Origin of the sequence: Flavobacterium melibiosi, assembly GCF_048158545.1 — a bacterium.
In the GTDB taxonomy this organism is placed as follows: Bacteria; Bacteroidota; Bacteroidia; order Flavobacteriales; family Flavobacteriaceae; genus Flavobacterium; species Flavobacterium melibiosi.
The window spans coordinates 59211-85062 of sequence record NZ_JBLNKU010000015.1 but is presented as its reverse complement, the minus strand read 5'-3'; the positions used below and the strand labels follow the sequence as shown (position 1 = coordinate 85062).

The 25852-nt window shown below is 31.2% G+C and carries 22 protein-coding genes, 1 tRNA gene and 1 pseudogene; 17 read left to right on the top strand and 7 right to left on the bottom strand.

The genetic code is table 11. The annotated features are described in order from the left end of the window. Positions 1-63: 63 nt before the first annotated feature. The 4 genes from ACM55F_RS16245 to aroB all read right to left on the bottom strand — a co-directional run bounded on the left by ACM55F_RS16245 (position 64) and on the right by aroB (position 4305). On the bottom strand, positions 64-474 hold the full coding sequence (locus ACM55F_RS16245; protein WP_416854885.1) for a DNA primase: 411 nt from the start codon (positions 472-474) through the stop codon (positions 64-66). Positions 475-483: 9 nt separating this feature from the next. Then, entirely contained in the window at positions 484-1455 is a 972-nt protein-coding gene (locus ACM55F_RS16240; protein WP_314897938.1) for a deoxyhypusine synthase family protein, read from the bottom strand. A gap of 92 nt (positions 1456-1547) precedes the next feature. After that, the gene (locus ACM55F_RS16235) at positions 1548-2948 is read right to left on the bottom strand and encodes a type III PLP-dependent enzyme domain-containing protein (protein WP_416854884.1); all 1401 of its coding nucleotides are present in this window, start codon (positions 2946-2948) and stop codon (positions 1548-1550) included. Between the two features lie 289 nt (positions 2949-3237). Next, a complete protein-coding gene (aroB, locus tag ACM55F_RS16230) occupies positions 3238-4305 on the bottom strand; it encodes a 3-dehydroquinate synthase (RefSeq protein WP_416854883.1) in 1068 nt (355 codons plus the stop codon). Positions 4306-4397: 92 nt separating this feature from the next. On the opposite strand from aroB, the gene ACM55F_RS16225 reads away from it, so the two are divergent. Continuing rightward, positions 4398-5567, top strand: a complete 1170-nt coding sequence (locus ACM55F_RS16225) for a proline dehydrogenase family protein (protein ID WP_416854882.1) — start codon at positions 4398-4400, stop codon at positions 5565-5567. 97 nt (positions 5568-5664) lie between these two features. Here ACM55F_RS16225 and ACM55F_RS16220 read toward each other — a convergent pair whose 3' ends face one another. Beyond that, positions 5665-7452 (bottom strand): ABC transporter ATP-binding protein, encoded by a 1788-nt coding sequence (locus ACM55F_RS16220; RefSeq protein WP_416854881.1) that lies wholly within the window; start codon positions 7450-7452, stop codon positions 5665-5667. Positions 7453-7665: 213 nt separating this feature from the next. Here ACM55F_RS16220 and ACM55F_RS16215 point away from each other — a divergent pair. From ACM55F_RS16215 to ACM55F_RS16150, 14 genes and pseudogenes are all read left to right on the top strand, one after another. After that, positions 7666-7740 (top strand) — tRNA-Val (locus tag ACM55F_RS16215). Between the two features lie 272 nt (positions 7741-8012). Further along, positions 8013-9257 carry a site-specific integrase gene (locus ACM55F_RS16210; protein WP_416854880.1) on the top strand — a complete coding sequence of 415 codons (1245 nt, stop codon included), beginning with the start codon at positions 8013-8015 and terminating at the stop codon, positions 9255-9257. 461 nt (positions 9258-9718) lie between these two features. Beyond that, the gene (locus tag ACM55F_RS16205) at positions 9719-10786 is read left to right on the top strand and encodes a sensor histidine kinase (protein ID WP_416854878.1); all 1068 of its coding nucleotides are present in this window, start codon (positions 9719-9721) and stop codon (positions 10784-10786) included. Further along, positions 10779-11474, top strand: a complete 696-nt coding sequence (locus ACM55F_RS16200; RefSeq protein ID WP_416854877.1) for a LytR/AlgR family response regulator transcription factor — start codon at positions 10779-10781, stop codon at positions 11472-11474. Before ACM55F_RS16205 ends, ACM55F_RS16200 begins: the two co-directional genes overlap by 8 nt. Positions 11475-11609: 135 nt before the next feature. Then, positions 11610-11987 (top strand): DoxX family protein, encoded by a 378-nt coding sequence (locus tag ACM55F_RS16195; RefSeq protein WP_416854876.1) that lies wholly within the window; start codon positions 11610-11612, stop codon positions 11985-11987. Positions 11988-12202: 215 nt separating this feature from the next. Further along, positions 12203-13630, top strand: a complete 1428-nt coding sequence (locus ACM55F_RS16190) for a C1 family peptidase (RefSeq protein ID WP_416854875.1) — start codon at positions 12203-12205, stop codon at positions 13628-13630. A 46-nt stretch (positions 13631-13676) separates the two neighbouring features. After that, positions 13677-15323, top strand: a pseudogene (locus ACM55F_RS16185) (TonB-dependent receptor); the annotation flags it as partial. Positions 15324-15355: 32 nt separating this feature from the next. Then, positions 15356-16897, top strand: coding sequence for a hypothetical protein (locus tag ACM55F_RS16180; protein ID WP_416854874.1), 1542 nt, complete (start codon positions 15356-15358; stop codon positions 16895-16897). Positions 16898-16986: 89 nt separating this feature from the next. Further along, positions 16987-17526, top strand: a complete 540-nt coding sequence (locus tag ACM55F_RS16175) for a hypothetical protein (RefSeq protein WP_416854873.1) — start codon at positions 16987-16989, stop codon at positions 17524-17526. A 12-nt stretch (positions 17527-17538) separates the two neighbouring features. Next, complete coding sequence (locus ACM55F_RS16170) at positions 17539-17943, top strand: helix-turn-helix domain-containing protein (protein WP_416854872.1); 405 nt, start codon at positions 17539-17541, stop codon at positions 17941-17943. Then, complete coding sequence (locus ACM55F_RS16165) at positions 17933-18388, top strand: hypothetical protein (protein WP_416854871.1); 456 nt, start codon at positions 17933-17935, stop codon at positions 18386-18388. The genes ACM55F_RS16170 and ACM55F_RS16165 overlap by 11 nt, the downstream gene beginning before the upstream one ends. 70 nt (positions 18389-18458) lie before the next feature. Further along, positions 18459-19481 carry a hypothetical protein gene (locus ACM55F_RS16160; RefSeq protein WP_416854870.1) on the top strand — a complete coding sequence of 341 codons (1023 nt, stop codon included), beginning with the start codon at positions 18459-18461 and terminating at the stop codon, positions 19479-19481. 10 nt (positions 19482-19491) lie between these two features. Beyond that, a complete protein-coding gene (locus tag ACM55F_RS16155) occupies positions 19492-20058 on the top strand; it encodes a hypothetical protein (protein ID WP_416854869.1) in 567 nt (188 codons plus the stop codon). A 172-nt stretch (positions 20059-20230) separates the two neighbouring features. Continuing rightward, the gene (locus ACM55F_RS16150) at positions 20231-23230 is read left to right on the top strand and encodes a TOTE conflict system archaeo-eukaryotic primase domain-containing protein (RefSeq protein ID WP_416854868.1); all 3000 of its coding nucleotides are present in this window, start codon (positions 20231-20233) and stop codon (positions 23228-23230) included. A gap of 802 nt (positions 23231-24032) precedes the next feature. Here ACM55F_RS16150 and ACM55F_RS16145 read toward each other — a convergent pair. Further along, positions 24033-24197 (bottom strand): hypothetical protein, encoded by a 165-nt coding sequence (locus ACM55F_RS16145; RefSeq protein WP_416854867.1) that lies wholly within the window; start codon positions 24195-24197, stop codon positions 24033-24035. Between the two features lie 522 nt (positions 24198-24719). Between ACM55F_RS16145 and ACM55F_RS16140 the strand changes: the two genes are divergently transcribed. Next, the gene (locus ACM55F_RS16140; protein WP_416854866.1) at positions 24720-25175 is read left to right on the top strand and encodes a DUF6943 family protein; all 456 of its coding nucleotides are present in this window, start codon (positions 24720-24722) and stop codon (positions 25173-25175) included. Between the two features lie 30 nt (positions 25176-25205). Continuing rightward, on the top strand, positions 25206-25385 hold the full coding sequence (locus ACM55F_RS16135; protein ID WP_187017824.1) for a hypothetical protein: 180 nt from the start codon (positions 25206-25208) through the stop codon (positions 25383-25385). A gap of 246 nt (positions 25386-25631) precedes the next feature. Here ACM55F_RS16135 and ACM55F_RS16130 read toward each other — a convergent pair whose 3' ends face one another. After that, positions 25632-25850 (bottom strand): hypothetical protein, encoded by a 219-nt coding sequence (locus tag ACM55F_RS16130; RefSeq protein ID WP_416854864.1) that lies wholly within the window; start codon positions 25848-25850, stop codon positions 25632-25634. Positions 25851-25852 lie beyond the last annotated feature (2 nt).

Below are 25852 nucleotides of genomic sequence, written 5' to 3'. Positions count from 1 at the left end.
TCCTAAATTAACAAAAAAAGGAACTCGATGGGAGTTCCTTTTTATTTTTATCTAGATTCGAATTTAATCTTCATCATCATCATCGTCTTCGTCCGATATGTTTTTATCTTCAATATCGTCGTCGTCATCGTCCCCGTCATCTCCTGCGTCAGAATCTGGTTTGTCGATGGCATCGTCATCATCGTCATCGTCTACTGCATCATCATCGTCAAGTTCTAAACCGCTTATTGGTTCAACAACTGCATCGATATCATCATCTTCGTCATAATTTTCAATTCTGTCTGCTAATTTTGTACTGACTTTTACTAAATAAATGGTGTCTTCAGTACGTACTTCGACAGCTTCTATTAATTCATTTTTAGCATTTCTAAAACGGATAATGTTTGAATCATCATATCCTTCAGGAAATTTTTCTACCAAAAGGTTCAAAATTTCATTTGTAAGTTTTGCGTAATCAACTATTACTCTTTTCATAAAGTTATTCTATAAATCTAATAAATAAGCGAAAATTAAAGGTGCTACAATGGTAGCATCGGACTCAATAATAAACTTAGGAGTTTTTATATCTAATTTACCCCAAGTAATTTTTTCATTCGGTACCGCTCCAGAATAAGAACCATAACTAGTTGTTGAATCTGAAATCTGACAAAAATAACTCCAAAACGGAATGTCGTGCATTTCCATATCTTGGTATAACATTGGTACAACACATATAGGGAAATCTCCTGCAATCCCTCCTCCAATTTGGAAGAATCCTACACCATTAGTACTGTTTTTTGGGTACCAATCTGACAAGAAAACCATATATTCAATACCGGATTTCATTGTAGACGCTTTTAATTCCCCTTTAATGACATAAGATGCAAATATATTTCCCATGGTACTGTCTTCCCATCCTGGCACAATAATAGGTAAATTTTTCTCAGCAGCTGCATACATCCAGCTGTCTTTTAAGTCAATTTCATAATATTCTTCAAGAACACCTGAAAGTAACATTTTGTACATAAACTCATGTGGAAAATATCTTTCCCCTTTATCATCAGCATCTTTCCAAATTTTGTAAATGTGTTTTTGTAAACGACGGAATGCTTCATGTTCTGGAATACAAGTATCTGTAACTCTATTTAAACCTCTTTCTAATAAATCCCATTCATCTTGAGGAGTTAAATCTCTATAATTTGGAACTCTTTCATAATGAGAATGAGCTACTAAATTCATAATATCTTCTTCAAGATTTGCTCCTGTACAAGAAATAATCTGGACTTTGTCCTGACGGATTATTTCTGAAAAAATCTTTCCAATCTCCGCTGTACTCATAGCACCGGCCATACTCACCATCATTTTTGCACCGTTGGCTAATTGTTGCTCGTATGCCTTAGCCGCGTCAACTAAAGATGCAGAGTTGAAATGCAGGTAATGCTTCTCAATAAACTGACTGATTGGTCCTTTGCTCATTTTTTTAAATTTAAAGATTTAAAAATCGTAACATTGAATTTGTATTTCAAATTTAACGAATTTTTAAATTGACTAATTGTATAATTAAGTATTTATTTTTTGTCGTAACCTAATATTTTTAAAACATCATCGGAGGTTTGTTGTTCTGAGAAAACCTCAGTTGCCAAAATTCCGTTTTCGTCTCTATCTATCAGTATGTGTTTGGGTTGCGGTATCAAGCAGTGGTGTAAACCGCCATATCCACCTATTGTTTCCTGATACGCTCCAGTGTTGAAAAATCCGATATATAATGGTTTCTCTTTGTTGTATTTTGGCAAATATATAGCATTCATATTTTGCTCAGAATTGTAATAATCATCGCTATCACAAGTCATTCCGCCTAACAAAACCCTTTCGTAAGTTTCATTCCAACGATTTACTGCTAGCATGATAAACCGTTTGTTAATAGCCCAAGTATCCGGTAAAGTTGTAATAAAAGAGGAATCAATCATATTCCATTTCTCTCTATCATTTTGTTGCTTTTGATACAATATCTGATAAATTGCACCACCGCTTTCACCAACAGTAAAGGAACCAAATTCTGTGAAGATATTTGGAACATCAACTTCTGCTTCGTCGCAGGCAATTTTTATTTGATTGATAATTTCGTCAATCATGTATTGGTAATCGTATTCAAATGCCAGTGAGTTTTTGATTGGAAAACCACCTCCGATATTTAACCCATCTAATGTAGGACATTCTTTTTTTAATGCAACATAAACTTTGATACATTTTACCAATTCATTCCAGTAATATGCATTGTCATTTATACCCGTATTAATAAAAAAGTGCAACATTTTAAGCTCCAATTTTTTATTTTCTTTGATTTCTTTTTTATAAAAAGGAACGATGTTTTTGTATCCAATTCCTAATCTTGAAGTATAAAATTCAAATTTAGGTTCTTCCTCAGCAGCAATACGAATTCCAATTTTAAATTTTCCTTTTATTTGGCCTTGAAGTAAATCCAGTTCTTCGTAATTATCAATAATTGGAATAGCATTCTTATGTCCATTATTTACTAATCGAGCTATATTGTCAATATATTGATCTCTTTTAAAGCCATTACAAATAATATAGGTGCTTTTGTTGATTTTTCCATTTGCCAATAAATTTTCAACAATATTTATATCAAAAGCAGAGGAAGTTTCTATATGAATGTTATTCTTGAAAGCTTCATTCATTACAAATTCAAAATGAGAACTTTTTGTGCAATAGCAATAATAGTATTTTGCCTCATATTTATTTTTTTCCATCGATTTACGAAACCAGCTTTTGGCTTTGTTGATGTTATTGGAAATTTGAGGTAAATAAGTAAATTTTAATGGCGTACCATATTTCTCTACCAGTTTCATCAAATCAATATTGTGAAACTGAAGATTGTCTTTGTTTAAAGTAAATTCTTCTTGTGGAAAGTAATAAGTTTGATTTATTAGATCAGAATATTTTGTATTCATTTAGTTTTCAGGATTTTAGATTAAATGTACGTAAAAATAAATAATCTAAAATTCACACTCTGATATTTGCATAAATTATTTGAAGCTTTTCATTATCTGCTTTAAAATATTGAAAAACATCAAAACTAAAGTTTCCTTTGATAGAATAAAAACGTTTCAATATTCTTAAAAAAGACATATTGTTTCGGTTTTTCTTAGAACTATAATTTCTCTTGTTTTGACTTTTTTTCATCGCAGCAAATGTAAAAAATATTATATACGTAACGCAATCCTTTTTATAAAAAAATAATTAAGATTTATAATCCAAGAACGCTTTAAGAATTAATTCATTCTCAACCGATTGATTGATTTTTATTTTTCCGATACCTTCGATTAATGCAAACTGAATGTTACCGTATTCATTTTTTTTGTCGTGAATAAGCAATTCCAGAATAGGTTCGATATCATTTTCTTCGAAAATAATGTCGTCATAAATAGTCTTGATAGTTGATTTTATTTGGAAATATTCTTCTTGATTGATTAAATTTTTATTCAAAGAAATAAAGCTTTCCAATATCATTCCAACAGCAATCGCTTCTCCGTGTAATAAAGTAGTTTTGGCTTCACTTTCGAGAAAATAGCTTTCAATCGCATGACCAAGTGTATGACCAAAATTCAATGATTTTCTAATATTTTTTTCAGTTGGATCTTGTTTGACAATTTCATTTTTTATTTCGACAGAACGATAAATTAATTCATCAAAATCTGCAAAATCTATGGATTTCAAATCAAGAAATTGCTCCCAATATTCTTTGTCATATATCAAACCGTGTTTCAGCATTTCTGCAAGACCGGAACGCATTTCATTTTGTGGCAATGTATCCAGATATTGTGTGTCAATAAGAACCATTTTGGGTACATTGATAACTCCGATTTGGTTTTTTAAATTACCTAAATCAACACCATTTTTTCCACCTACAGAAGCATCAACCATGGATAATAAAGTAGTAGGAATATGAATAAAATCAACTCCTCTCTTGAATGTTGAAGCAACAAAACCACCTAAATCAGTAACAACACCACCACCTAAATTAATCACAAGGCTTTTTCTGTCAGCACCAAGTTCAGTTAATACATTCCAAATTTGAACACAAGTTTCTATATTCTTGTTTTGTTCTCCTGCTTCAAACTCAATGATTTCAATAGTAAGATCCGTTTCTAAAAAAGGTAGGAATTTTGGCAAACAAAACTCATTTGTATTGCTGTCTACAATAATAAATAGGTTAGAATACTTGTTGTCTTTTAAATGAAGGTTTAATGCTTCGTATCCTTTTTCGTTGAAATGAATAGGATAACTGTTGGCTTGAATTGATTGCATCTTTATTGATTAATTGAAAGGGCAAAATAAGGTAATTTTTGGGGAATATTATTCAAAACTCTATCTATATTTGTACAAAAATATCACAAAAAATGGAAAAAATATTCAATAATACACAAGTTGCGTTTGCATTAAAAAGCGATACTGAACTCGATAGAGCTTATTTTCTTTTCAAAATGATTGATAATCAGCCTTTAGTTCGAATAGGAACGGCGGTTACGAATTTTGCATTGAAAGCAAATCTTCCTGTTGAAGGTTTAATTCGCGCTACCGTCTTTGACCATTTTTGTGGCGGAGTAAATGAGGTTGACTGTCTTTCTGTAGTGGACAAAATGTTTACCAAAGGTGTCTCATCCGTATTGGATTATTCTGTGGAAGGAAAAGAAGAAGAAGATCAGTTTGATGCCGCATTGGAAATGACTTTAAAAACGATTGAATTTGCCAAAGAACGCGAAGCAATTCCTTTTGCCGTTTTTAAACCAACGGGATTTGGACGTTTTGAATTGTATGAAAAATTAGGAGAAAAGCAAACCTTAACTGCCGAAGAACAAGCAGAATGGAATAGGGTAGTGGAGCGTTTTGATTTGGTTTGTAAAGAGGCTCATTCTAAAAATGTAGCACTTCTTATCGATGGTGAAGAAAGTTGGATGCAAGATGCCGCCGATGATTTAGTGACCGACATGATGCGCAAATACAATAAAGAAAAACCAATTGTTTTCAATACGTTGCAAATGTATCGTTGGGATCGTTTGGATTATTTAAAAAAATTACACGAACAGGCAAAAAAAGAAGGATTCTTCATAGGAATGAAATTGGTTCGTGGAGCCTACATGGAAAAAGAAATTGCGCGTGCAGAAGAGAAAAATTATCCATCACCAATATGTGCTTCAAAAGAGGCAACAGATGAAAATTATGATGTGGCAGTGCGTTACATGATTGAACATTTAGATGTGATGTCCATTTTTGCAGGAACCCATAATGAGGAAAGTACCTATACTTTAATGGAATTGATGCAAGAGAAAGGAATTAAATCAAACGATGACAGAATCTGGTTTGGTCAACTGTACGGAATGAGCGATAATATCAGTTACAATTTAGCCGCAAATGGTTATAATGTTGCTAAATACCTGCCTTTTGGTCCAGTTAAAGATGTGATGCCGTATTTGATTCGTCGTGCCGAAGAAAATACTTCAGTTGCTGGGCAAACCAGTCGGGAATTATCAATGATAAAAGCGGAACGTAACAGAAGAAAAGGGAAGTAGAAATCAGTATTCAGTTTCTAGTATTCAGTTGTCCCGTCCTAAAAAACCCATTCAGCTTATTGAATGGAGTTTTTTTTATGTCAATGACTAATGAAATTTAAGAATTACTAAACTGCAAATTGCTTAAGTTTTTATACATTCCATTTTCTAAAGCTATAAGTTCCTGGTGAGTTCCTTGTTCAGTTATTTTTCCGTTATCAAGAACTAAAATTTGATCCGCACTTCGTATAGTAGAAAGACGGTGCGCGATAATAATACTGGTTCTTCCTTCCATCAAAATTTCTAATGCTTCCTGAACTAGCTTTTCACTTTCACTGTCTAATGAAGAGGTGGCTTCATCGAGAATCAAAATACTTGGATTTTTTAACAATGCTCTGGCAATTGCAATACGTTGTCTTTGTCCACCAGAAAGTTTGATTCCTCGTTCACCAACAATAGTTTCGAATTTTTCAGGAAATCCTTCAATGAAATTTAAAGCATTGGCTTGTTTTGCTGCCAGAAGAATTTCTTCCTCAGTTGCATCCGGTTTCCCGTAGGCAATATTTTCTTTGATGGTTCCGCCAAATAAAATTACATCTTGCGGAACAATACTCATATTTCCTCGAAGGTTTTCTAAATCATAATCATAAATATTTTTTCCGTCAACCAATATTTCGCCACTATCAATATTATAGAAACGTAACAATAAAGAGGCGATAGTCGATTTTCCAGTTCCACTAGGACCTACAATCGCTATTTTCTGACCATAATTAGCAGTAAAACTAACATCTTTCAATACTTTAATTTCTTTTCTGGAATGGTAACTAAAAGCTACATTCTTGAAAGTAACATTACCTTTTATTTTGTGGGCAGAGGATGCATTTTGGATTGAATTAATTTTTTCAGGAGTTTCATCTAATAATTCAAAAACACGTTCGGTTGCACCAATTGCCTTTTGGATTTGTGCATAAAGTTCTGCGATTCCTCCAAAAGAAGCACCTACAAATGTAGAGTACAATACAAATGAGATCAATTGTCCTACGCTCATTTCTCCGCTAATGCTCAAACGAACACCAAACCAAACAACAGCAACAATGGCTCCAAAAAGGCAGAAAATAATAAATGAAGCAAAGTAACCTCGGTATTTTCCTCCTTTGATGGCTATTTTAACTACTTCTTTTATCTTGCCATTATAGCGTGCAATTTCGTACCATTCATTGGCGAAAGCTTTAACAATACTAATCCCTTGCATAGTTTCTTCAACAATAACCTGACTTTCGGCAACTTTATCTTGAACGTTTTTTGAATATTTTCTGATAAATCGTCCAAAAATAACCGCAGCTACAGCCACAAGTGGTACTACTGATAACATTAACAAAGTTAATTTGATACTTTCATTTGCCAATAAAAGAACACCACCAATAATTAAAATGAATTGTCTTAAGAATTCGGCTATAGTAGAAGTTAAGGTATCTTGTATTTGGGTTATATCAGAACTGATTCGGCTGTTTAATTCCCCTACACGCTTTTGCGAAAAGAATGACATGGGCAACTTTACCAAATTGCTATACAGTGCTAATCTAAGATTGGCTAACGTATGTTCGGTAAAATTGACAAATAATGACAATCTGAAAAAGGAAAAAATAGATTGAAAAAACAAAATAACAACTAAGCCGAATGCGATATAATTAGCCTGTGCATTATCTTTATTTTTCACACAATCGATAAGCATTCCCATTAATTTAGGAAAAGCTAGTGCGGTTGCACCTGTTAGCAATAAAAAAACTAAACCAACATAAAATTTCCAACGATGATTTCCTGCATATTGAAATATTAGAGTTGCTTTAGTAAGTGAACTTGCGGTAATTTTTGATTTGGGTAAATCATTTTCTTTAAACCTTGCCATTATTTATAATTTATTGTCACAAATGTAAGACTATAACAACTCAATACAAAAAAATAGTATGGTTTCATCCTGCATTTAAAGTGCTATTAGAGAGTGCAAAAGAGAATTGTCGTTGTTTTTTATTTTCTTTTTTTTAAATTTAACTTGTAAATACGATTTCTAGATGTATATTTGCACTCGCAATAAGGAAATGAAAAAGTCTAAATTGTAATAGGGCGATTAGCTCAGCTGGTTCAGAGCACCTCGTTTACACCGAGGGGGTCGGGGGTTCGAACCCCTCATCGCCCACAAGTTTAATAACAAATGGTTTCAAAACCCTATAAATCTTACGATTTATAGGGTTTTTTCTTTTGTGCATATACCAAATTATTCATTCAATCTTAATTGGAAAGGGACAAAATCGAGACCCTGTAAAATTCAAAATTTAGGGTCTCGCTAAATCTTCTCAATCCTTGCAAACAGTCGTACTAACAACCAGTTCAATGCTTGTTCAGAATATGTACATCTTGTTTGTTATCCTTTAGAAAATTAAATTGAATACTAATTAAAAGGTTACCACTATGAAAGCAAAAATCACTTTACACATTTATGCAAAAACCACAAAAGCTAATGCAGCTGGACAATTACCAATTTATATTCGGCTAACAGTTGACGGCCAACGTTTCGAATTTAGTTCCAAGAAATTCATTGAAAAATCCAAATGGTCTCCAGAACTATCTAAAATGAAAGGAAGCTCGGAAGAAGCTAGAACATTAAATAACTATCTTGATTTAATGAAATCGAAAGTTTTTGATATTCAAATGGAGCTAATCCATAAAAATGAAGAATTATCCCTAGAGAATTTCAAATCAAGAATATTAGGAACCCATCAACGTGAGCGAATGATAATTCCAATTTATCAAAATCACAATGATAAAATCGAAGAACTTATCGGAAATGGGTATGCGTATGGAACACTGGAACGTTTCAAAATATCTTTGAAACACTTGCAAGAATTTATCCAATGGAAATACAGTGTTTCAGACATTAGCATTAATAAAATTGATTATGCTTTTGTAACCGAATTTGAATTCTACTTGCGAAGCGTTAAAAAGTGCAATAATAATACTGCTGTGAAATATGTTAGGAATTTTAGAAAAATAATTAAAATCTGTTTGGATAACGATTGGTTAGATAAAAATCCTTGTAGCCGATACGAAGGGAAAATGAAAGAAGTGGAACGAGATTTTCTTACTGAAGAAGAACTAAATAGAATTTACAATAAAAGGTTTTCAACAGAACGATTAACTTTAGTAAAGGATATTTTTATTTTTTCCTGTTACACCGGTTTGGCTTATGTAGATGTAAAAGGGTTAAAGATAGACCATATAGCAATAGGCATCGATGGCGAAAAATGGATATTCAAAAACCGTCAAAAAACAGATACCAAGTCAAAAATTCCAGTGCTGCCAATTGCCCAAGAAATCATTCTAAAATATGCCAACCATCCAAAGTGTTTAAATGAAGATAGTATTTTGCCGATTTTGACCAATCAAAAAATGAATGCTTATCTCAAAGAAGTTGGAGATCTATGTGATATTTCAAAAGAAATTACTTTTCATATGGCAAGACACACATTTGCTACCTCTGTAACTCTCACAAATGGCGTCCCTATTGAAACTGTAAGTAAAATGCTTGGACATAAAAACATACAAACTACTCAACATTACGCAAAAGTTTTGGATAAAAAAGTGAGCGAGGATATGAAAATTTTGAGGGATAAATTTGCAATAAACAATATTCAATTCAAGCAAATTAAAATGTAATAAAGATAATTTAATTGAGTTGTATATTTTAAAAAAAAATACTTGTGATTTTTGGTTTTTATCAAATTTTAGTAATGAAAAATTCTATACAAGTAATATATTATTTGTTGACATTTCTACTTTTGCCAATGTAGAATTTCCTTTAACATCAACTATGAAAATCCATACTTCTCATTTTGTTGCATCCTTTTTTAATGCAGGAAACTATCCAAAAGCAACTGGAAAAGGTAAATATGTGACCTATTTATCTTTTAAAACAACTTTCAATTTTTAAAATAAAGAACTTCATTTTTATTCTATCTCGAATTACGGAAACAATTCTATTAGCATTATTTTTTATTTAGCCATCTACATGAGACTTTCCCAATTTTGCAGACATATATCCCCAGTTTGAATAATATATTTTCTAATGATTTTAAAATCATCGAATATTGTTCTTCTAAATCCCTAAATTTGATCTTATGAAAAAATCAATCGTTATTTTATTACATATTGGTTTTTGGTTGTGCTATTTATTGTTAATAGCAATCATGTTAACCGTTTTCTTCAGAAGCAGTAGTCATGAAGTCGATCAAACAGCACGAGTTTTAAATGCTTTAAAATCCCTTTCCCTTTTTGCATTTCTACCTTCTTTCATAACATTTTATGGTTGCTATTTAATTGTATTTCCAAAATACTTACAACAAAAAAAATTTTTACTTTCCTTTATTTTTGGCATTATGATTTCAATAGGAACTTCTATAATAGGGTATTTACTGATGCGGTATTTAATAGAATCAGGACAACTTATTGACATGGACCAAGGAGGAATAAACGGTAGGTCAACCGCAGTTAAAACAATACTATTTATGAGCTTTATTGCTTCAATAGTTGGTTTAGCAGCATTAATAATTAAAGGTTTTATTACCTGGGTTAAAGAAATAAAGTTGAAAGAAGAATTGAGACAAAAAAATCATGAAACTGAAATGGCATTGATTAAATCCCAGCTAGATCCTCATTTCCTATTTAATACGCTGAATAACATCGATGTACTGATTTTAAAAGATGCGACAGAAGCTTCCAATTATTTAAATAAGCTATCCGATATTTTGCGTTTTATGCTGTACGAAACGAAAACAGATGAGATTTTACTTAAAAAAGAAATTGAATACATAGAGAAGTACATCGAATTACAAAAAATAAGAACAGCAAATGCAAATTATGTAAGCTTTAAAGTAATAGGTAATCCAATAAATATTACAATAGCCCCAATGGTTTTTATTCCATTTATTGAGAATGCTTTTAAGCATAGTACCAATAAGAAAATAGATAATGCTATTAATGTTCAGCTATTTATTAATAAGGAAAACATCCTGTTTGTATGTGAAAACAAGTTCGATTCCAATCGAAAATTAATACAAGAAAGCAATGGTTTAGGTAATAATCTTATTCAAAAACGTCTAAATTTGTTATATCCGGAACAACATCTATTAGAATTAAACAAACAAATGAACCTTTACAGTGTAAAATTAACAATCAAAAATGGATAGATATTCTTGTATTATAATAGAAGACGAACCTTTGGCGCTTGAGAGAACCAAGAGTTTTGTAATCAAAGTACCTTTTCTTAATTTATGCGGTACGTTTGACAACGCACTAGATGGTTTATCTTATTTAAAAGCTAATAAAGTAGATATTCTTTTTTTAGACATTAATATGGATGAATTATCTGGTATTGAATTGCTTGAAAGTTCAAAAATAGAAAGTCAAGTTATTATAACCACAGCATATCAGGAATATGCGATAAAAGGGTATGAACTCAATGTAACCGACTACCTTTTAAAACCTTTTACGTTTGATAGGTTTTTAAAAGCTGTAAACAAAGCACAAGAAAATAGCAACCAAAACCTTCCTAATGTATCATTAGACTTTATTTTTGTAAAGACTGAAAATAGATTAGAAAAAATAGATTTAAGCGATATTTTATTTATCGAAGGAATGCGAGATTACCGTAGAATTCATACGATAAATAAAAAGATTATGACACTACAAAATTTTAGTGAACTAGAACAAATCATACCCTCCAATTTGATTTGCAGGGTTCATAAATCGTATATGGTTGGAATTAACAAAATAGAATCTATCGAAAGAATGAGAATAAAAATTGCTAATCAGAGAATCCCAATTTCAGAAACTTATAAAGAGCTTTTCTTTCAGGTAATAAATAACAGAATATAACTTTACATTAAATGTCTTGCAGGATTTAAATATGAGTTTGCAGACATCTTCACTTACTTCGCATAATAAAATTGTATCCCTAGCTCTATTCTTGGACTTTTGTATAAAATAGTAACAATTTATACAAAAAAAATCATGAAAACAGAAAACAAAAAAATTACGTATTTTTATTGGTCACTTTTAATACTATTGGCTGTCTTTTTTGCCATAAGTGGCTTTATGGAGATAACTAAAAACCCTTCTACCTATCCAAAGACATTAAGAATGGGTTATCCTCCTTATTTTATATTAACACTTGGTATTGCTAAAATTGCTGGTGTTATAGCCTTATTGATCCCTAATCTAAAACGATTAAAAGAATGGGCGATTGCAGGTTTTACTTTTGATGTAATTTTTGCTTTTATATCTGGACGTTCAATAGATAGTAATGCCGACTGTATAAAAGCAGTAATTGTATTTTGTGTATTGATGTTAACCTATTTTTTATTCCTTAAGAGAGAATCGTTACAATAAGATAGTAAAGAAACTTTATAAAAAGTATTAGTCAACTTGGGTTTTGCTATGGCATTCTTGATAATTAAAGTCAATTTCACAAAAGTCCTATTCAACTTCATCTTTGTCCTATCCAGTAAGTAACATCTGAAAGTACTTTCGAGGAATAAAAAATATTAAAATAAAAAAAATACTGGGATAAATTTCAAGTCAAATTTTTTTAAAACAACTTTTTTATGAAAACAAAAAACACAATTATAATTATCCTAATATTTATTGGATTTCTATCAAATGCGCAGAATAAAAAACAAAACCCGTTAGAAGGTTCTTGGATGGGTAAAACAAATACCAAAGACCTGTCAACATCAGAATTGGTGCTTTTTAGATTTGAATTGAAAAACAATTCAATTAAAGGTTTTATGGATTTTCCGGAGAAAAGATTAAAAGACATCGCCCTAGATAAAGTTTGGCAAGTTAAAGACAGTGTATTTGCAGATGCAAGAGTTTCATTAGGCTGGCCAGAATCTGCTCCATTAATTTTTAAAGGAGTTATAATACCTGGAGATTCCATAATTGATGGAGTGTGGGGTGGCAATACGCCTTTAAAATTAGGCCGTACCAATTATGTATTTAAACTAAAAACAAATTTAAATCCTAAAATTACAGGATATAAAATAATAAAATTAATAGAAAGCACACCTATTAAAGACCAGCAAGCTACTGGGGATTGTTGGAGTTTTGCGACCACATCCTTTATAGAAACAGAAGCCATTAGACTTGGTAAAAAACCAATTGTGCTTTCGCCAATGTTCTTTGTTAGACCAACATATATCAATAAAGCAGAAAATTATATAAGAAGAAATGGAAGTAGTTTTTTTGGTGAAGGAGATTTAACTTTTAGTGTTTTAAAAGCATATAAAGATTTTGGAGCCATTCCAGAAAGTATTTATTCCGGAAAAAATGCTACGGATAGTAAACACGATCATGGCGACATGAATAATGCCCTATTGGAGAAGGCTAAATTTTATAAAAACTCCCATGGTGATTTAACTCCAGAGATTTACAGAAGAGATATGGATGAAATCCTAACACAAACTATGGGAGAAGTTCCCAATACTTTTACTTACGATGGAAAAGAGTTTGATACTAAATCTTTTGCCAAAGAAATGATTGGAATAAATCCAAACGATTATGTGGAAATCACATCTTTCACCCATCATCCTTTTTATTCAAAGTTTAATTTAGAGATTGAAGCAAACTGGAATAATAATCAGTATTTAAATCTTCCTTTAGATGATTTCAGTACCGTAATTGATGGTGCACTGATGAATAATTATTCTGTTTGTTGGGATGGAGATATATACGAAGGCTTTAACGATGGTTTCGCAGTTTTGGGTGATAATAAAATTATTACACAACAAATTAGACAGGCAGCATTCGATAATCGCACCACCGAGGATATTCATAACATGCATATTATTGGTATTGCCGAGAACGAAAAAGGGAATAAATTCTATATCATTAAAAATTCAGGCGATGCCAAAGATTGCGGAGGATATCTTTATATGTCCAAAGAATATCTGTTGTTAAAAACAATTTCTGTAATGGTCAATAAAAATGTAATACCCAAAACAATAAGTAAGAAAATTGGCAAAAATCTTTAATGCTTTTATCAATTGAAAATTAAAAATCTTTTTAAAAAATAAGAACATGAATACAAAAATAATGTATATCCTAACAACTACAATGCTGCTTTTTTTTAGTAGTATGTTTTCACAAGACGCGAGCATAAGCGAACTGCCAAAGCAAAAATTTACCTTAAGTGGAACTGTTTCTGATGCCAAAAACAACGAAACTATAATTGGTGTTAACGTGTATTTTCCTGAATTAAAAACAGGAACAACCACCAATGAATATGGATTTTACTCTATCACAATTCCCAAAGGCAACTATACAGTCCAATTGAGTTTTGTGAGTTTTAAAACGATAACTGAAAGCGTAAATCTCGACAAAAACACCAAAAGTAACTTCAAACTATCCAGTAACGAAGAACAATTAGAAGAAGTTGTGATTACAACTGATAGAAAGGCAACAAATATTAGAAAAGCTGAAATGAGTATCAATAAACTTTCTATTGCTACGATAAAAAAAATGCCTGTAGTCCTTGGTGAAGTTGATGTTCTGAAATCTATTTTACTGCTACCCGGAGTAACCAATGCTGGCGAAGGTGCTTCTGGTTTTAATGTTCGTGGCGGAGGTGCTGACCAGAATTTAATACTTTTAGATGAGGCAACTATTTTTAATTCTTCCCACGTTTTTGGCTTCTTTTCGGTCTTTAACCCTGATGCAATAAAGGATTTAAAATTATACAAAGGAGGAATTCCAGCAAGATATGGCGGCAGAGCTTCTTCAGTTTTAGATATATATCAAAAAGACGGAAGTAGTACTGGTTTTCACATGACGGGTGGAATTGGATTAATTTCTAGTAGATTATTGGCTGAAGGACCAATAGTGAAAGACAAAGGATCTTTCCTTATTGGTGGTCGTGCTTCTTATGCACATTTATTTTTAAAACTCTCCGAAGAGCAAAAAAACAATGCAGCCTATTTTTATGATTTAAACACGAAATTATCGTACAAACTAAACCCAAACAATAACATATTCTTATCGGGCTATTTTGGTCGGGATGTTTTTAGTTTGGACAAAAGTTTTACAAATACGTATGGCAATTCAACTTTAAACTTGCGTTGGAATCATTTATTTAATGATAAGCTATTTTCAAATCTATCAGTAATATATAGCGATTATTACTTCGGATTAGATTTAGATTTAGTTGGTTTCAAATGGGATTCAGGAATTAAAAATTACAATATAAAATATGATTTCAAGAATTATATATCTGATAGATTCAAATTAAATTTTGGTGCTAATAGTATTTATTATGATTTCAATCCAGGAACAATAAATCCAACTAATCCAAATTCAGAAATAAATTTCACACAACTAGATAAAAAATATGCTTTTGAACCTGCCCTATATATTGATGCCGAACAAGAAATCTCTAAAAAAGTTTCACTTTCGTATGGTTTAAGATACAGCTTGTTTTATAGGTTAGGTAAATCAACAACAAATATTTATGCTAATAATGAACCCGTGACTTTTAATCAAGATGCACAGATTTATGAAAAAGCAACTCCCATTGGAACCAAATTTTATGATAAAAACAAAGTAATTCAAAGCTATAATTATTTAGAACCTCGATTTTCTATTGCTTATGAATTGGATAAAAATCAATCCATAAAAGCAAGTTATAATAGAATGGTTCAGTATTTACAATTAGTTTCTAATACTTCATCTGGGAAAGAACTCTTGCATCTTTATATGGTGTTGTGTTAGCAAAGCACAATGATTTGAATGATACTAATTTTAAAGAGATTGTTCTTCCATTAATTGTAAATAAATTATATGAGTTAATTTTTAAGAAAGACGCTCCATTTTCAACTACTCACATTTTAGCCAGAGATTATGCTTCAAAATGTATTGAAATTGGAATTAAACACAAAAAAGGAACATTAACGCTTATAGAAATTAAAAACACAAAAGCACCTTATAAATTTGGGGGTAATCGTAATCCTAAAGAATTTAATTCTTCAAAAGAAGAAGGCATTTCATCCGAGCCTATCAGTATGGATTTTAGTAATTATACAATTGGTAGAATAGTTAAAAATGGTCATTCTTACTCAAATCCTCCAGAGAAGAAAAAAGTACGCAGACAAATTTATTGGCGTGTTTTTAATCTTGGTTGGAACAAAGAACAATTTGATAAAGTGGATAATCGAATTAGAGAAGATAACTATCGTAGTTCACGCAGTGAACAACCAAATATCGAGAGATATGGTAAGAAGTATTCTTGGATTGCTTATTTTGAAATTGCAGGATTGCAAAGTGATAAAAACTTACTTGATAATGACTGGGAAAGATTTAGACTATCTGATGCAGATATTGACCCAACTTTTCCAATAAAACAAAAAAACAAAAAGTTCGTTGTGAAAGATTATCTTGGAGATAGAAATTTATCATTAATTGACTGGTACACAAATGGAGGAAAACCTGATATAAATGAATATTTACAAATTGAAAACCTCCAAAAACAAATTGGTAATTGGATATGTTTAGATGGTTATATAGTTCAAGAAGACAAAAAAATCAATAGAGAAGTTTTTTCATTCATCAGAGGTTTGCTGATAAAAAATGATGATTACAACGAAATTGTTGAACATCTTAAAAATATAGATTTAGGAGGTGGGTTTTTACCAAGTGTTAGGTCTAACTATTATTCTTTTGCTGGAGAATTATTTAGTATTGAAGATTCAACGGTAGAAAACTTATCTGAATTAAGATTTGAAATTAGCAGAAAAAAAGTAAAAGTTAAAAAAGAGGAACCAGGTTATTTTCATAAAGTATTTTTTGAGGATAATGAAATCAAACATTTATTTCCAAAGTTTGTAGAAATTGATAGAGTAACTTCAAAGGAATATGAAGTTTTATTGCCAGTAATGTCATACAATTGGGAAGGACACCATAGTGAGTTAAATGATGCTGGACACGAAACGATTGTTGCAAGAGAAATAGCAAATTATTTAAAATTGATTGACAAACCCCAAACATTTAATCTTTGTGATGAAAATGGTAATTTAGCATCACAAAACATTAGGTATCATAAAGATTACAATAACAACCATCATTTTGTTTATTTAAGAGACGATTTATTAGATAAATTTCTTTTAGAAAATAATTATAAACTAGTTTGGGCAATATGGGGAGAACGACAAGTAAACTTTAAGGATTGGGATGGTCGCAGAAAATTTCATTCCGATAATGATATTTCCGATTTACAAATTTTTAGTGAAGTTATTAAATACAACAGCTGATAATTCAATACTGTATTCTTACATTTGAAAAAAATAAACAAAAAAGTATAACAAATAATCATAAAATACACTTAAAAGTGTATTTTTGTTTGCAAACAAATAAAAAAGTGAATATATTTGCTCTAGAAATATGGGATGATGAAGGTGCAAAATGCACTTTTTACACCGTAAAATATGATGATGTTGATACAAATGAAACTGATTTATTCTTCGAAAAGTATGATGCAATGCCAGAATACAAAGAAGCAAATCAAGAATTATTATCACATATCACATATGCAATTGGAGACGATCACGGAGCAGTTGATGAATTATTCAATAGAGATGAAAACGAAGTTAAAGGATTACCGGTTCAAGGAAAAAGAACAGTCGAAAATATTACCTACCATTTTCCAGAATTCCCATTAAGATTATACGCCTTAAAAATCACAAACAATATAGTTATCCTTTTCAATGGAGGTATTAAAGATGGTCCAACAAATCAAAAAAGTTCATTGCATTTAGAATGGAGAGCAGCTTGTGAATTCGCAAAACGAATTGATGAAGCTATTCGCGATGGTTCAATTATTGTAGATGAGAAAAATAGAAAACTAACTAATTATGATGGTTCAAATGAAATCATCCTCTAAAAATCCAAAACTATGAGAAGCAAAGTAGCCCAAAGAATTCTAGCAGAAACACCCGAAGAAACAAAAATCTTCGCAAGGTTGTATGCTGATATAGTGGTACGAGTAAATCAGCTATTGAAAGCAAAAGGATTTAGTCAAAAAGATTTAGCCGATAAGTTAGAAAAAAGACCTTCGGAAATCAACAAATGGCTAGTAGGAGAACATAATTTCACATTGCGTTCTCTAGCAAAATTAGAAGCAGAACTAGGAGAAACAATTATCAATGTGCCTCATAGAAAACCAATATCTTCTTCAGTAGGAACTAAAACATATGTAACCGTTTACAAAAACGCACACATCAATACAGATGTTGAATATACAAATGTTTGGAAAAAGTCTAATGCAAAATCAAAAACGCATTTAGCAAATGTCAGCTAATATGTTACAACCAGAAAAAATAGAAATTGTAGATTTTAAAATTATTAAAGGACAAATAAACAGTCCATTTGATTTTGAAATTGAAAAAGTAGAAGGTCACACATTCAATGTTGATTTTGAACTTGGATTTAATTTAGATGATAAATTAGTAAAAGCTGATTTCTCGGTAAATGTTGAAACCAAAAGCAAAGAAGAAGATATTGAAGAAGCAATTGGAGCATTCAGTTTTGTTTATGTTTTTTATGTAGATAACATCGAAGAATTGACAACACTGGAAAAAGACCAAACTGTTACATTGCATCCATCACTTGGAAATGCTTTGGCATCGATTACTTATTCAACATCAAGAGGAATTCTAATGACACGTTTTCAAGGAACCGCTTTGAGTGATTTTATTTTACCAGTTATTAATCCCAATAATTTATTAGAAAAAGGGAGTAATTAATAGTCTAAAGAGATACTATAATTTGTCCCATTTATTATAAATATTTGGGACATTTTTTTTAAACTTAATTATGAAAGATGTAATCAAAGACTTTGCACTATTAGACGAAATTGAAGCAGCAACCAAATTAATAAAATTAGGTTTGGGAGAACTTCAAAACATTAATTCGTCTAATGATTTCTATTATTTGCCTTTTCAATTACTATCATCAGGATTTGAGAGAATAATGAAGTGTTACATTTGTTTAGCTTATTTTAATGTAAATAATAAATTTCCTGAACATAGTTATTTGAAAGGAATTGGGCACAATTTATTAGATTTACTCAATGAAATAAACACGAATTATTATACAACTGACTATCGACCAATAATAGTTGAAGATAAAATATTTTTAACCCAAAATGATGAATTGAAAGAATTAATCAATATTCTATCAGAATTTGGTAAAATGGCTAGATATTATAATTTAGATTTAATCACAGGAGCAACAAAAATAAGTATTGATCCAAAAAAAGAATGGGAAGTTTTCGAAAATAAAATAATGCAATCAAATCCTAAATTATATGAAAAAATAATGGACTGGGATTTAAGCCAAGAAGTGTATTATTTTATATCAAACTATATAATTATCATTTTTGAAAAATATCTTGGGGCGTTAAGTAGGCAATTTATTTTTGGATATTTAGGTGATAAGGGAAAACAATTCTCAAGTACCTTTTTTGACTTTGGAATGATATATGAAAAAGATTTAGGAAAAACGGACTATCGAAAAATCACTACTAGATATAAAGAAACACCAAAAAAAGTTCATAAAAGAACATTACTAGATGAAATTGAGAGAAAAACAAATCTGAATTTTAAATCATTAAAAATTATCAAATCTGAATATGTTGGCGAATGGCCTTTTTATGCAGATGAAGTAATTGTTGAATGCAGGAAAAAACATTGGTGTATTATAACGATAGAAGGTTACGATTATGCCTTAAATGGTTCTGCTAAAGGGCACTACAAATTAGAAAACCCACACGATGCTGGTGTAGCAGTTGGAGGAAAAAGTATAGGAGAGTTTATCAAAATAGCATTGGAATTATAAAAATTAAATTATGAAGAATTTTGAAGGTTTTGTAAATCATATAGTTACAAAGTGGCGTGCTGAAAACAAAATAATTTTGGAAAAAGCAGGATTAGGTATGTCAATTCCTAACAGGATAGCAGGTGATTTCGCAGAAAAATATATTTTTAATAAAGTTGATAAGTTAATTCCAAATTACAAACCATATTTTGCAAAAGGAAGTCAAACACCATCTGACATCTATTCGATAGCAAGAAGAGACGGTTATTGGCATATAATGTTAATTCAAGTCAAAAGTTCAACAATTAAAAATAATATCTATGAATTGAATAAGTCTGATATTGAATTGTTTTCAAGTTTAGCTTCGTTTATGATAAAAGAAATTAAAAAGAGTGAAATTTTAGCAGATTATAAAGATAAACCAATTATAATTACAACTGGATATGCTGGTGTTCTTTCAATTGAATTTGATAATAAAGTTCAACATCGTTTATCAAAAACGGAAATTTTTAAAACATTCAAAATGAATGCTTCAATGTTAGATATCCTGAATATTAAAGAAAAAACATTTATCAGTCATAAGTTAGGAATGAAATAACCCATTATCTCATTCAGCTGCACAAAACTTTCATTTAGTCCAAGTATTCCTAAATTCAAGTCTTTGTTTGCTTCATTTCACTAATTACATTCACATCTAAAATATTCCATAAATCTAGCATTCTAATTCACTTGCAATTTCTTTAAAATAGACTATTTGAATAATCTAAATTATGCCATCAAGCCCAACAAATAACATTCAACTATTCAAATCTGTTTTTGCAGGAAGAGAAGATGTGTTTGCGGTTCGTTGGGAGAAAGGGAGCAAAAGTGGCTATATGCCAGCATATTTTTATGATCCATATCGGTATCGAGCTCATAAAATGAATGGTGGAACTTTTCAAAATTATGCAGATAAAGAATATTTACCTTTCACTGAAAAAGAAATTGAAAAACACCTTAACGGCGAGCAACATATTGGCATTTATCCTTTGCTCAAAGATAATACTTCGTGGTTTATCGTTGCCGATTTTGACAAAGTGGAATGGATTGATGATTGCAAAAAGTTTATAAATACTTGCAATGAAAAAGGAATTTCTGCCTATTTGGAACGTTCTCGATCTGGTAAAGGTGGACACGTTTGGATGTTTTTTGAACAACCTTATCCAGCTATAAAAAGCAGAAAGGTTTTCATTTCAATTTTAGAGCAAACAGGAGTTTTTTCTTTATTTGACAAAAGTTCCAGCTTTGACAGAATGTTTCCCAATCAAGATTTTCTTTCCGGAAAAGGATTTGGAAATTTGATAGCACTTCCGTTGTATAAGAAATCTTATGAACAAGGAAACAGTTGTTTTATTGATGTTGAAAGCCTAGAACCAATTCCAAATCAATGGGATTTCATAAAGAAAATCCAAAGAATTTCGACAATAAAACTGGATGAACTATACCAAATTTATAATACACCCCAAAATAGTACTACTTCGATTGCACCAAAATTTCTCAATAAAAAGTTAATCATAAGATTGGCAAATGACATAAAAATTAATCGCTATGCCATTTCAACCACACTAATTAATTTTCTAAAAGAAGAGTTGAATTTTCTGAATACCCAATTTTTAATAAAAAAGAAGATGGGTAAAAGTGCTTTTGGAACAGAGCGATATTTCAAATTGGTTGAAGAAACGGAAAGCGAAGTCATAATTCCTAGAGGTTTTATTGGTAAAATAATTCGCTTTTGTAGAGAAAATAATATTGAATATGACTTCAAGGATGAAAGAAAAAAGTTAAAAGAGGTTTCTTTCTTATTCAATGCACAACTCCGAGAACATCAGCAAATAGTGATTGATACGATTGCAAAAAAAGATTTTGGGGTAATTGTTGCGCCTCCAGGTTCTGGAAAAACCATCGTTGGACTAAAAATTATTGCAGAGAAAAAGCAACCTGCTTTAATCATCACACATCGAAAACAAATTGCCGACCAATGGATGGAAAGAATTGAAACTTTTCTTGGAATTCCAAAAAATGAGATTGGAAAAATAGGTCAAGGAAAAACCAAAATCGGTAAGCAAATAACAGTTGCAATGATTCAAAGTTTATCAAAAGAATTGGAAAAGCCTGATACGGCAATGCTTTTGAATTCTTTTGGGACTATTATTTTGGATGAATGCCATCACATTCCTGCTGAAACTTTCAGAAATACAATTTCAAAATTGCAAACCTATTATCTGTATGGATTGACGGCAACTCCATTCCGAAAATATAATGATAGCAAATTGATTTTTATACATTTAGGCGAAGTGATTTCCGAAATAAAATCTAACGAAATAAGCACCTCAAAAAAACCAAAAATCATTATTAGAAACACAGAACTAGATGTTCCTTTTAATTCAAAAACGGACAAATTTGAAACGTTATCAAAAATTATAGTTCACGATTCTACTCGAAACAAAGCAATTCTTCAAGATGTTATCAATGAATTAAAATCGGACAAAAAAGTCATTATTATTACTGAACGCAAAGAACATATTGACTCGATTTATCAATATTTAAAGCAATCTTACGAAGTGATTACCTTGAGTGGAGAAGATTCTGAAAGCAGTAAAAACTCAAAATGGACATTGCTAAAAGAAGGAAATTATCAAGTGCTAATTACCACAGGACAATTCTTCGGAGAAGGAACCGATTTGCAAAATGCTAATTGTCTTTTTCTAGTTTATCCGTTTTCTTTTGAAGGAAAATTGATTCAATACATCGGTAGAGTACAACGGTCGGAAATAACACCCACAATTTATGATTATCGTGATATCAAGATTGATTATTTGAACAAAATGTTTCTAAAAAGAAATGTCTATTACAGGAAAATAGACAAACAGGCGACATTGTTTGATGAACCCGAAGAAGAAATTATTGTTCCGAAAAACAATTTTAGTATTGATAAAAAAGTAAAAATTCCTTTTGAAAAACTTGAATTTCGTTACGGAAGTATCTCTTTTAAATATGATGTTTCAGAAATGAAAACCGAACTGGAATTTGATATTGAAAACTTTGAAATAAGACCAGAATTTGAAGTTTTGAAAGCTTATTTCTCCAAGACACTTAAACTAAAAAATATCTCAATTTCCATTTATGCTGAATTCGAAGACGGAAAACTAATTTCACAATTGGCATTCTCCAATGATCTAAAAAAGATAACTAGAGAATTGATTGAAAGTGTAAAGTTTAAGTTTATTGCAAAGACTTACTTGGGAAAACCAAACACGATTGGCAAAGAAAATTTACTCGATATAAATCAATTACAAAATGAAAATAATGTCAAATTATACGATTCTGGAGACGAATTATTGAATGATTTTTTGCAGAATCAAAATTACAAACACCAAACGCATTTACAATATTTAGCCAATCATCACGAGAGAACTATTCTTAAAATTCGATTTGTATTGAATCCATTTTCATTTGTTTTTCTTCTAGCAGGAAAGACAGGATTTCATATTGTTTTAGAAACCTTAAATACTGAAGAAGCAACTTATATTTGGCATTTTGATAATAAGAAACAATCACTTCCTGATAAATTAAAACAAATTGACAACTATCTAAATACCATTAGAAATAACGGAAGACAAGCTTTTATAGAAAATCCACCAAGTAATTTTAGTAGAATACTTCACGATTATTCAGCCGATAGAAAAGGTTTTGTAATTTGGAAAGATTTGATTGAGGAAAGGATTACTTGATTAAGAAATAAATGTCGCAATTACAGCAAATTTTCAGGGTATTCCCATAATCCATTATCTCATTCAGCTGCACAAAAATCGCTCCTAGTCCAAGTATTCCTAGCATCAATTCTTTGTTTGCTTCATTTCGCTAATTACGTTTCCAATAACGAGAATATTCTTTTTTGTCCGTTGGTAAAAAGATGTTTTACTTTCCAATTGGCACTCCTTTGCCAATGCTCCAAAAGTTTTTGTACGCCCTAGAACGTTTACGGTTCAAAAGAAAATTTAATGGTAGGGCAACAAAAACTTTCCCCAAGCTGTGTTACATAATTGAGTATTATAGTTCATTACAAAGCTTTTATATTGTTTTTTTTGGTTTTTGCAATGAAGCTATAATATCATTTATGTAAAACAGCCGCCACACCCAACGCGCTTGCCAGTGGCTCCAGGACAACATTTTTTATTGCTTCCTCGCACCGGCCTGCAATAAAAAAATCCGTCCTTCGCCACTGTCCTTAACAACGTTCGCCATTTCATAGGGAATTTTACGGAACTACCTGATTTCAAGAACTTTCACGGTCACTGTTTTTAGCAACTTTGTGTTTAAATCGGTAGTGTTTGCATTGCTTTTATGAATAGAAAAATGGCTTTAACCCGTAGTTGATTTGCCTATGGATAAAGCCATTTTTCTACCCATAAAACCAAAAAACCAGCAAGAGTGTGATTTTTTATTTGCCAGAACTATCGAAGTAATTGTTTTTACGATGGCCAAGATGCCATATCAATTTCATAGCACATTATTTAATTACCGAAAAATTAATTATTCCACGAACGTTTGTGGCATCAAGCCATCATAAAAACAATCAGAAACACCCCAGTAGGCAAATAAAAATTCACACACTTGCCTGTGCTTCTGCACCATCGCACTCGGATTTATCTTTTCATTGTTTTTGTAAGTATTGAAAATCACTTGAAACTTTTCCATAAAATTAAAAATATTGGAAAAGTGATTTTCAATACCCACAAAATCAACACTAGGAAAGAGTATGAAATTTTAAAGCAGAAAAATAATCGGAATGGATTTTACATTTCTTTTTTCTGCTTTAAAATTTCATACCCTTTCTGAAGAACTTCATCTTTATAATCAACTTTTCTCGATCCCATTTCATAAGAAGTTTATCGGTCACGAGGAAAATAAAAAAATAAATAAAAAGAAAGTAAAGGTAAGTTCCTGTTTCAAGAAAAGAAAGTTCAAGCCCTACGGGTTTTCAATAAAATCTCCACCCTACATTTTCGCTCGCATCAACATTTCTGTAAAATCAAAACTCCAATTCCGAATAACATTATCGTAAAGACTCGGGTAGTATTTTTTTGAAAAAACTTGCTTTTCTTGAAACCTCCACTTGAGAGATGACTTTCTTTTTTTTTCTTTTTTTTCTTTTCAAAAAATTTAATGGGTGCGGAGCGTAGCGAGGAACACTCAGTTTTTAAAGAGAAAATTAAAAAAATGAAAGTATGTCAAATTTTTAAATCCGAAAGTATGCCAAATTTCATCATCAAAACACACCAAAAAGATACGTTGTACACAAAACCCCATTTATTCATACTTAACAAAGGGATGAACAGCGGAAAGCCACAAAAAGAACCATTTACGAACAGTTTTGTGGTCATTTTTCAGAATGAGGAAGATTGTGAAAGTATTTATTTTGTGGCTTACAGCTTATGGAAAACCAAGTTTTGGCATCCATTTTTAGTTGGTTCTGTTATTCCATTTTTACGCCTTCCAGATTTCTCAAAAGAGTTTAATCCAAAAGCTAGTTCAATGATGCAGGAACACGAAGAACATCAAAAAAATGTCGCAGCTCTCAAGCTTTTAGAGCAAAAAGAAAAGCAATTTCACGAAAACATCAACCTTATCAATGATTTAAGAAGGGTAATTCTGTATCGCTATTCCAAAAAATAAAAACCAATTTCTAACTTTAAATTTTCACTAATGAAACTATTTATTTTGTACCAAACAGACAATTGGAAATCCAAAGCATCAAGAGTGTGTTTTGGAATTTTCGACACCAGAGCCAAAGCCATTGACAGCGCAAAATGGCAAGAATTATACAATCACAATTCAGAAGTGGTAGTTTTAGAAGTTACACTTAATCTATTTGAAGAAGTTTAATTTTTAGCCACAAAAAAAGCCCATTCCTTGCGGTTTGGGCTTCAATATGATCTAATCCAAAGGTCACCACAACTAGAATCAGACTATTTTTTGTGCTTCTTGATGAAAATTTTGAGTACCAAAGATATTGTAAAACTGACAATCGCCCCAAGCGTGGCAAGAATTATAGTTTTAAGAACATCTTCCGAATGTAAATTCGGTAAAACACTCAAAAATGTACCGCCAGCGGTACCAATTACAGTTGAATTACTGTGCTCCATCTGCTTTTTCGGTTGTCAATTGGCTAACTGCCGAAATAATACCTCCAGCAACCGCCAAATAACCTGCTGCCGAAGTAACAATGACTGGAAAAGTAACTGGTGCCGCCAAAACAGTTCCGCCAACGGCGGCCAATGCCAAACCAATATTTCGAAGCACTTTGAAAAATTTTGGAGTTGGAGCTTTCGCTCTTTTTACTACATTCATAA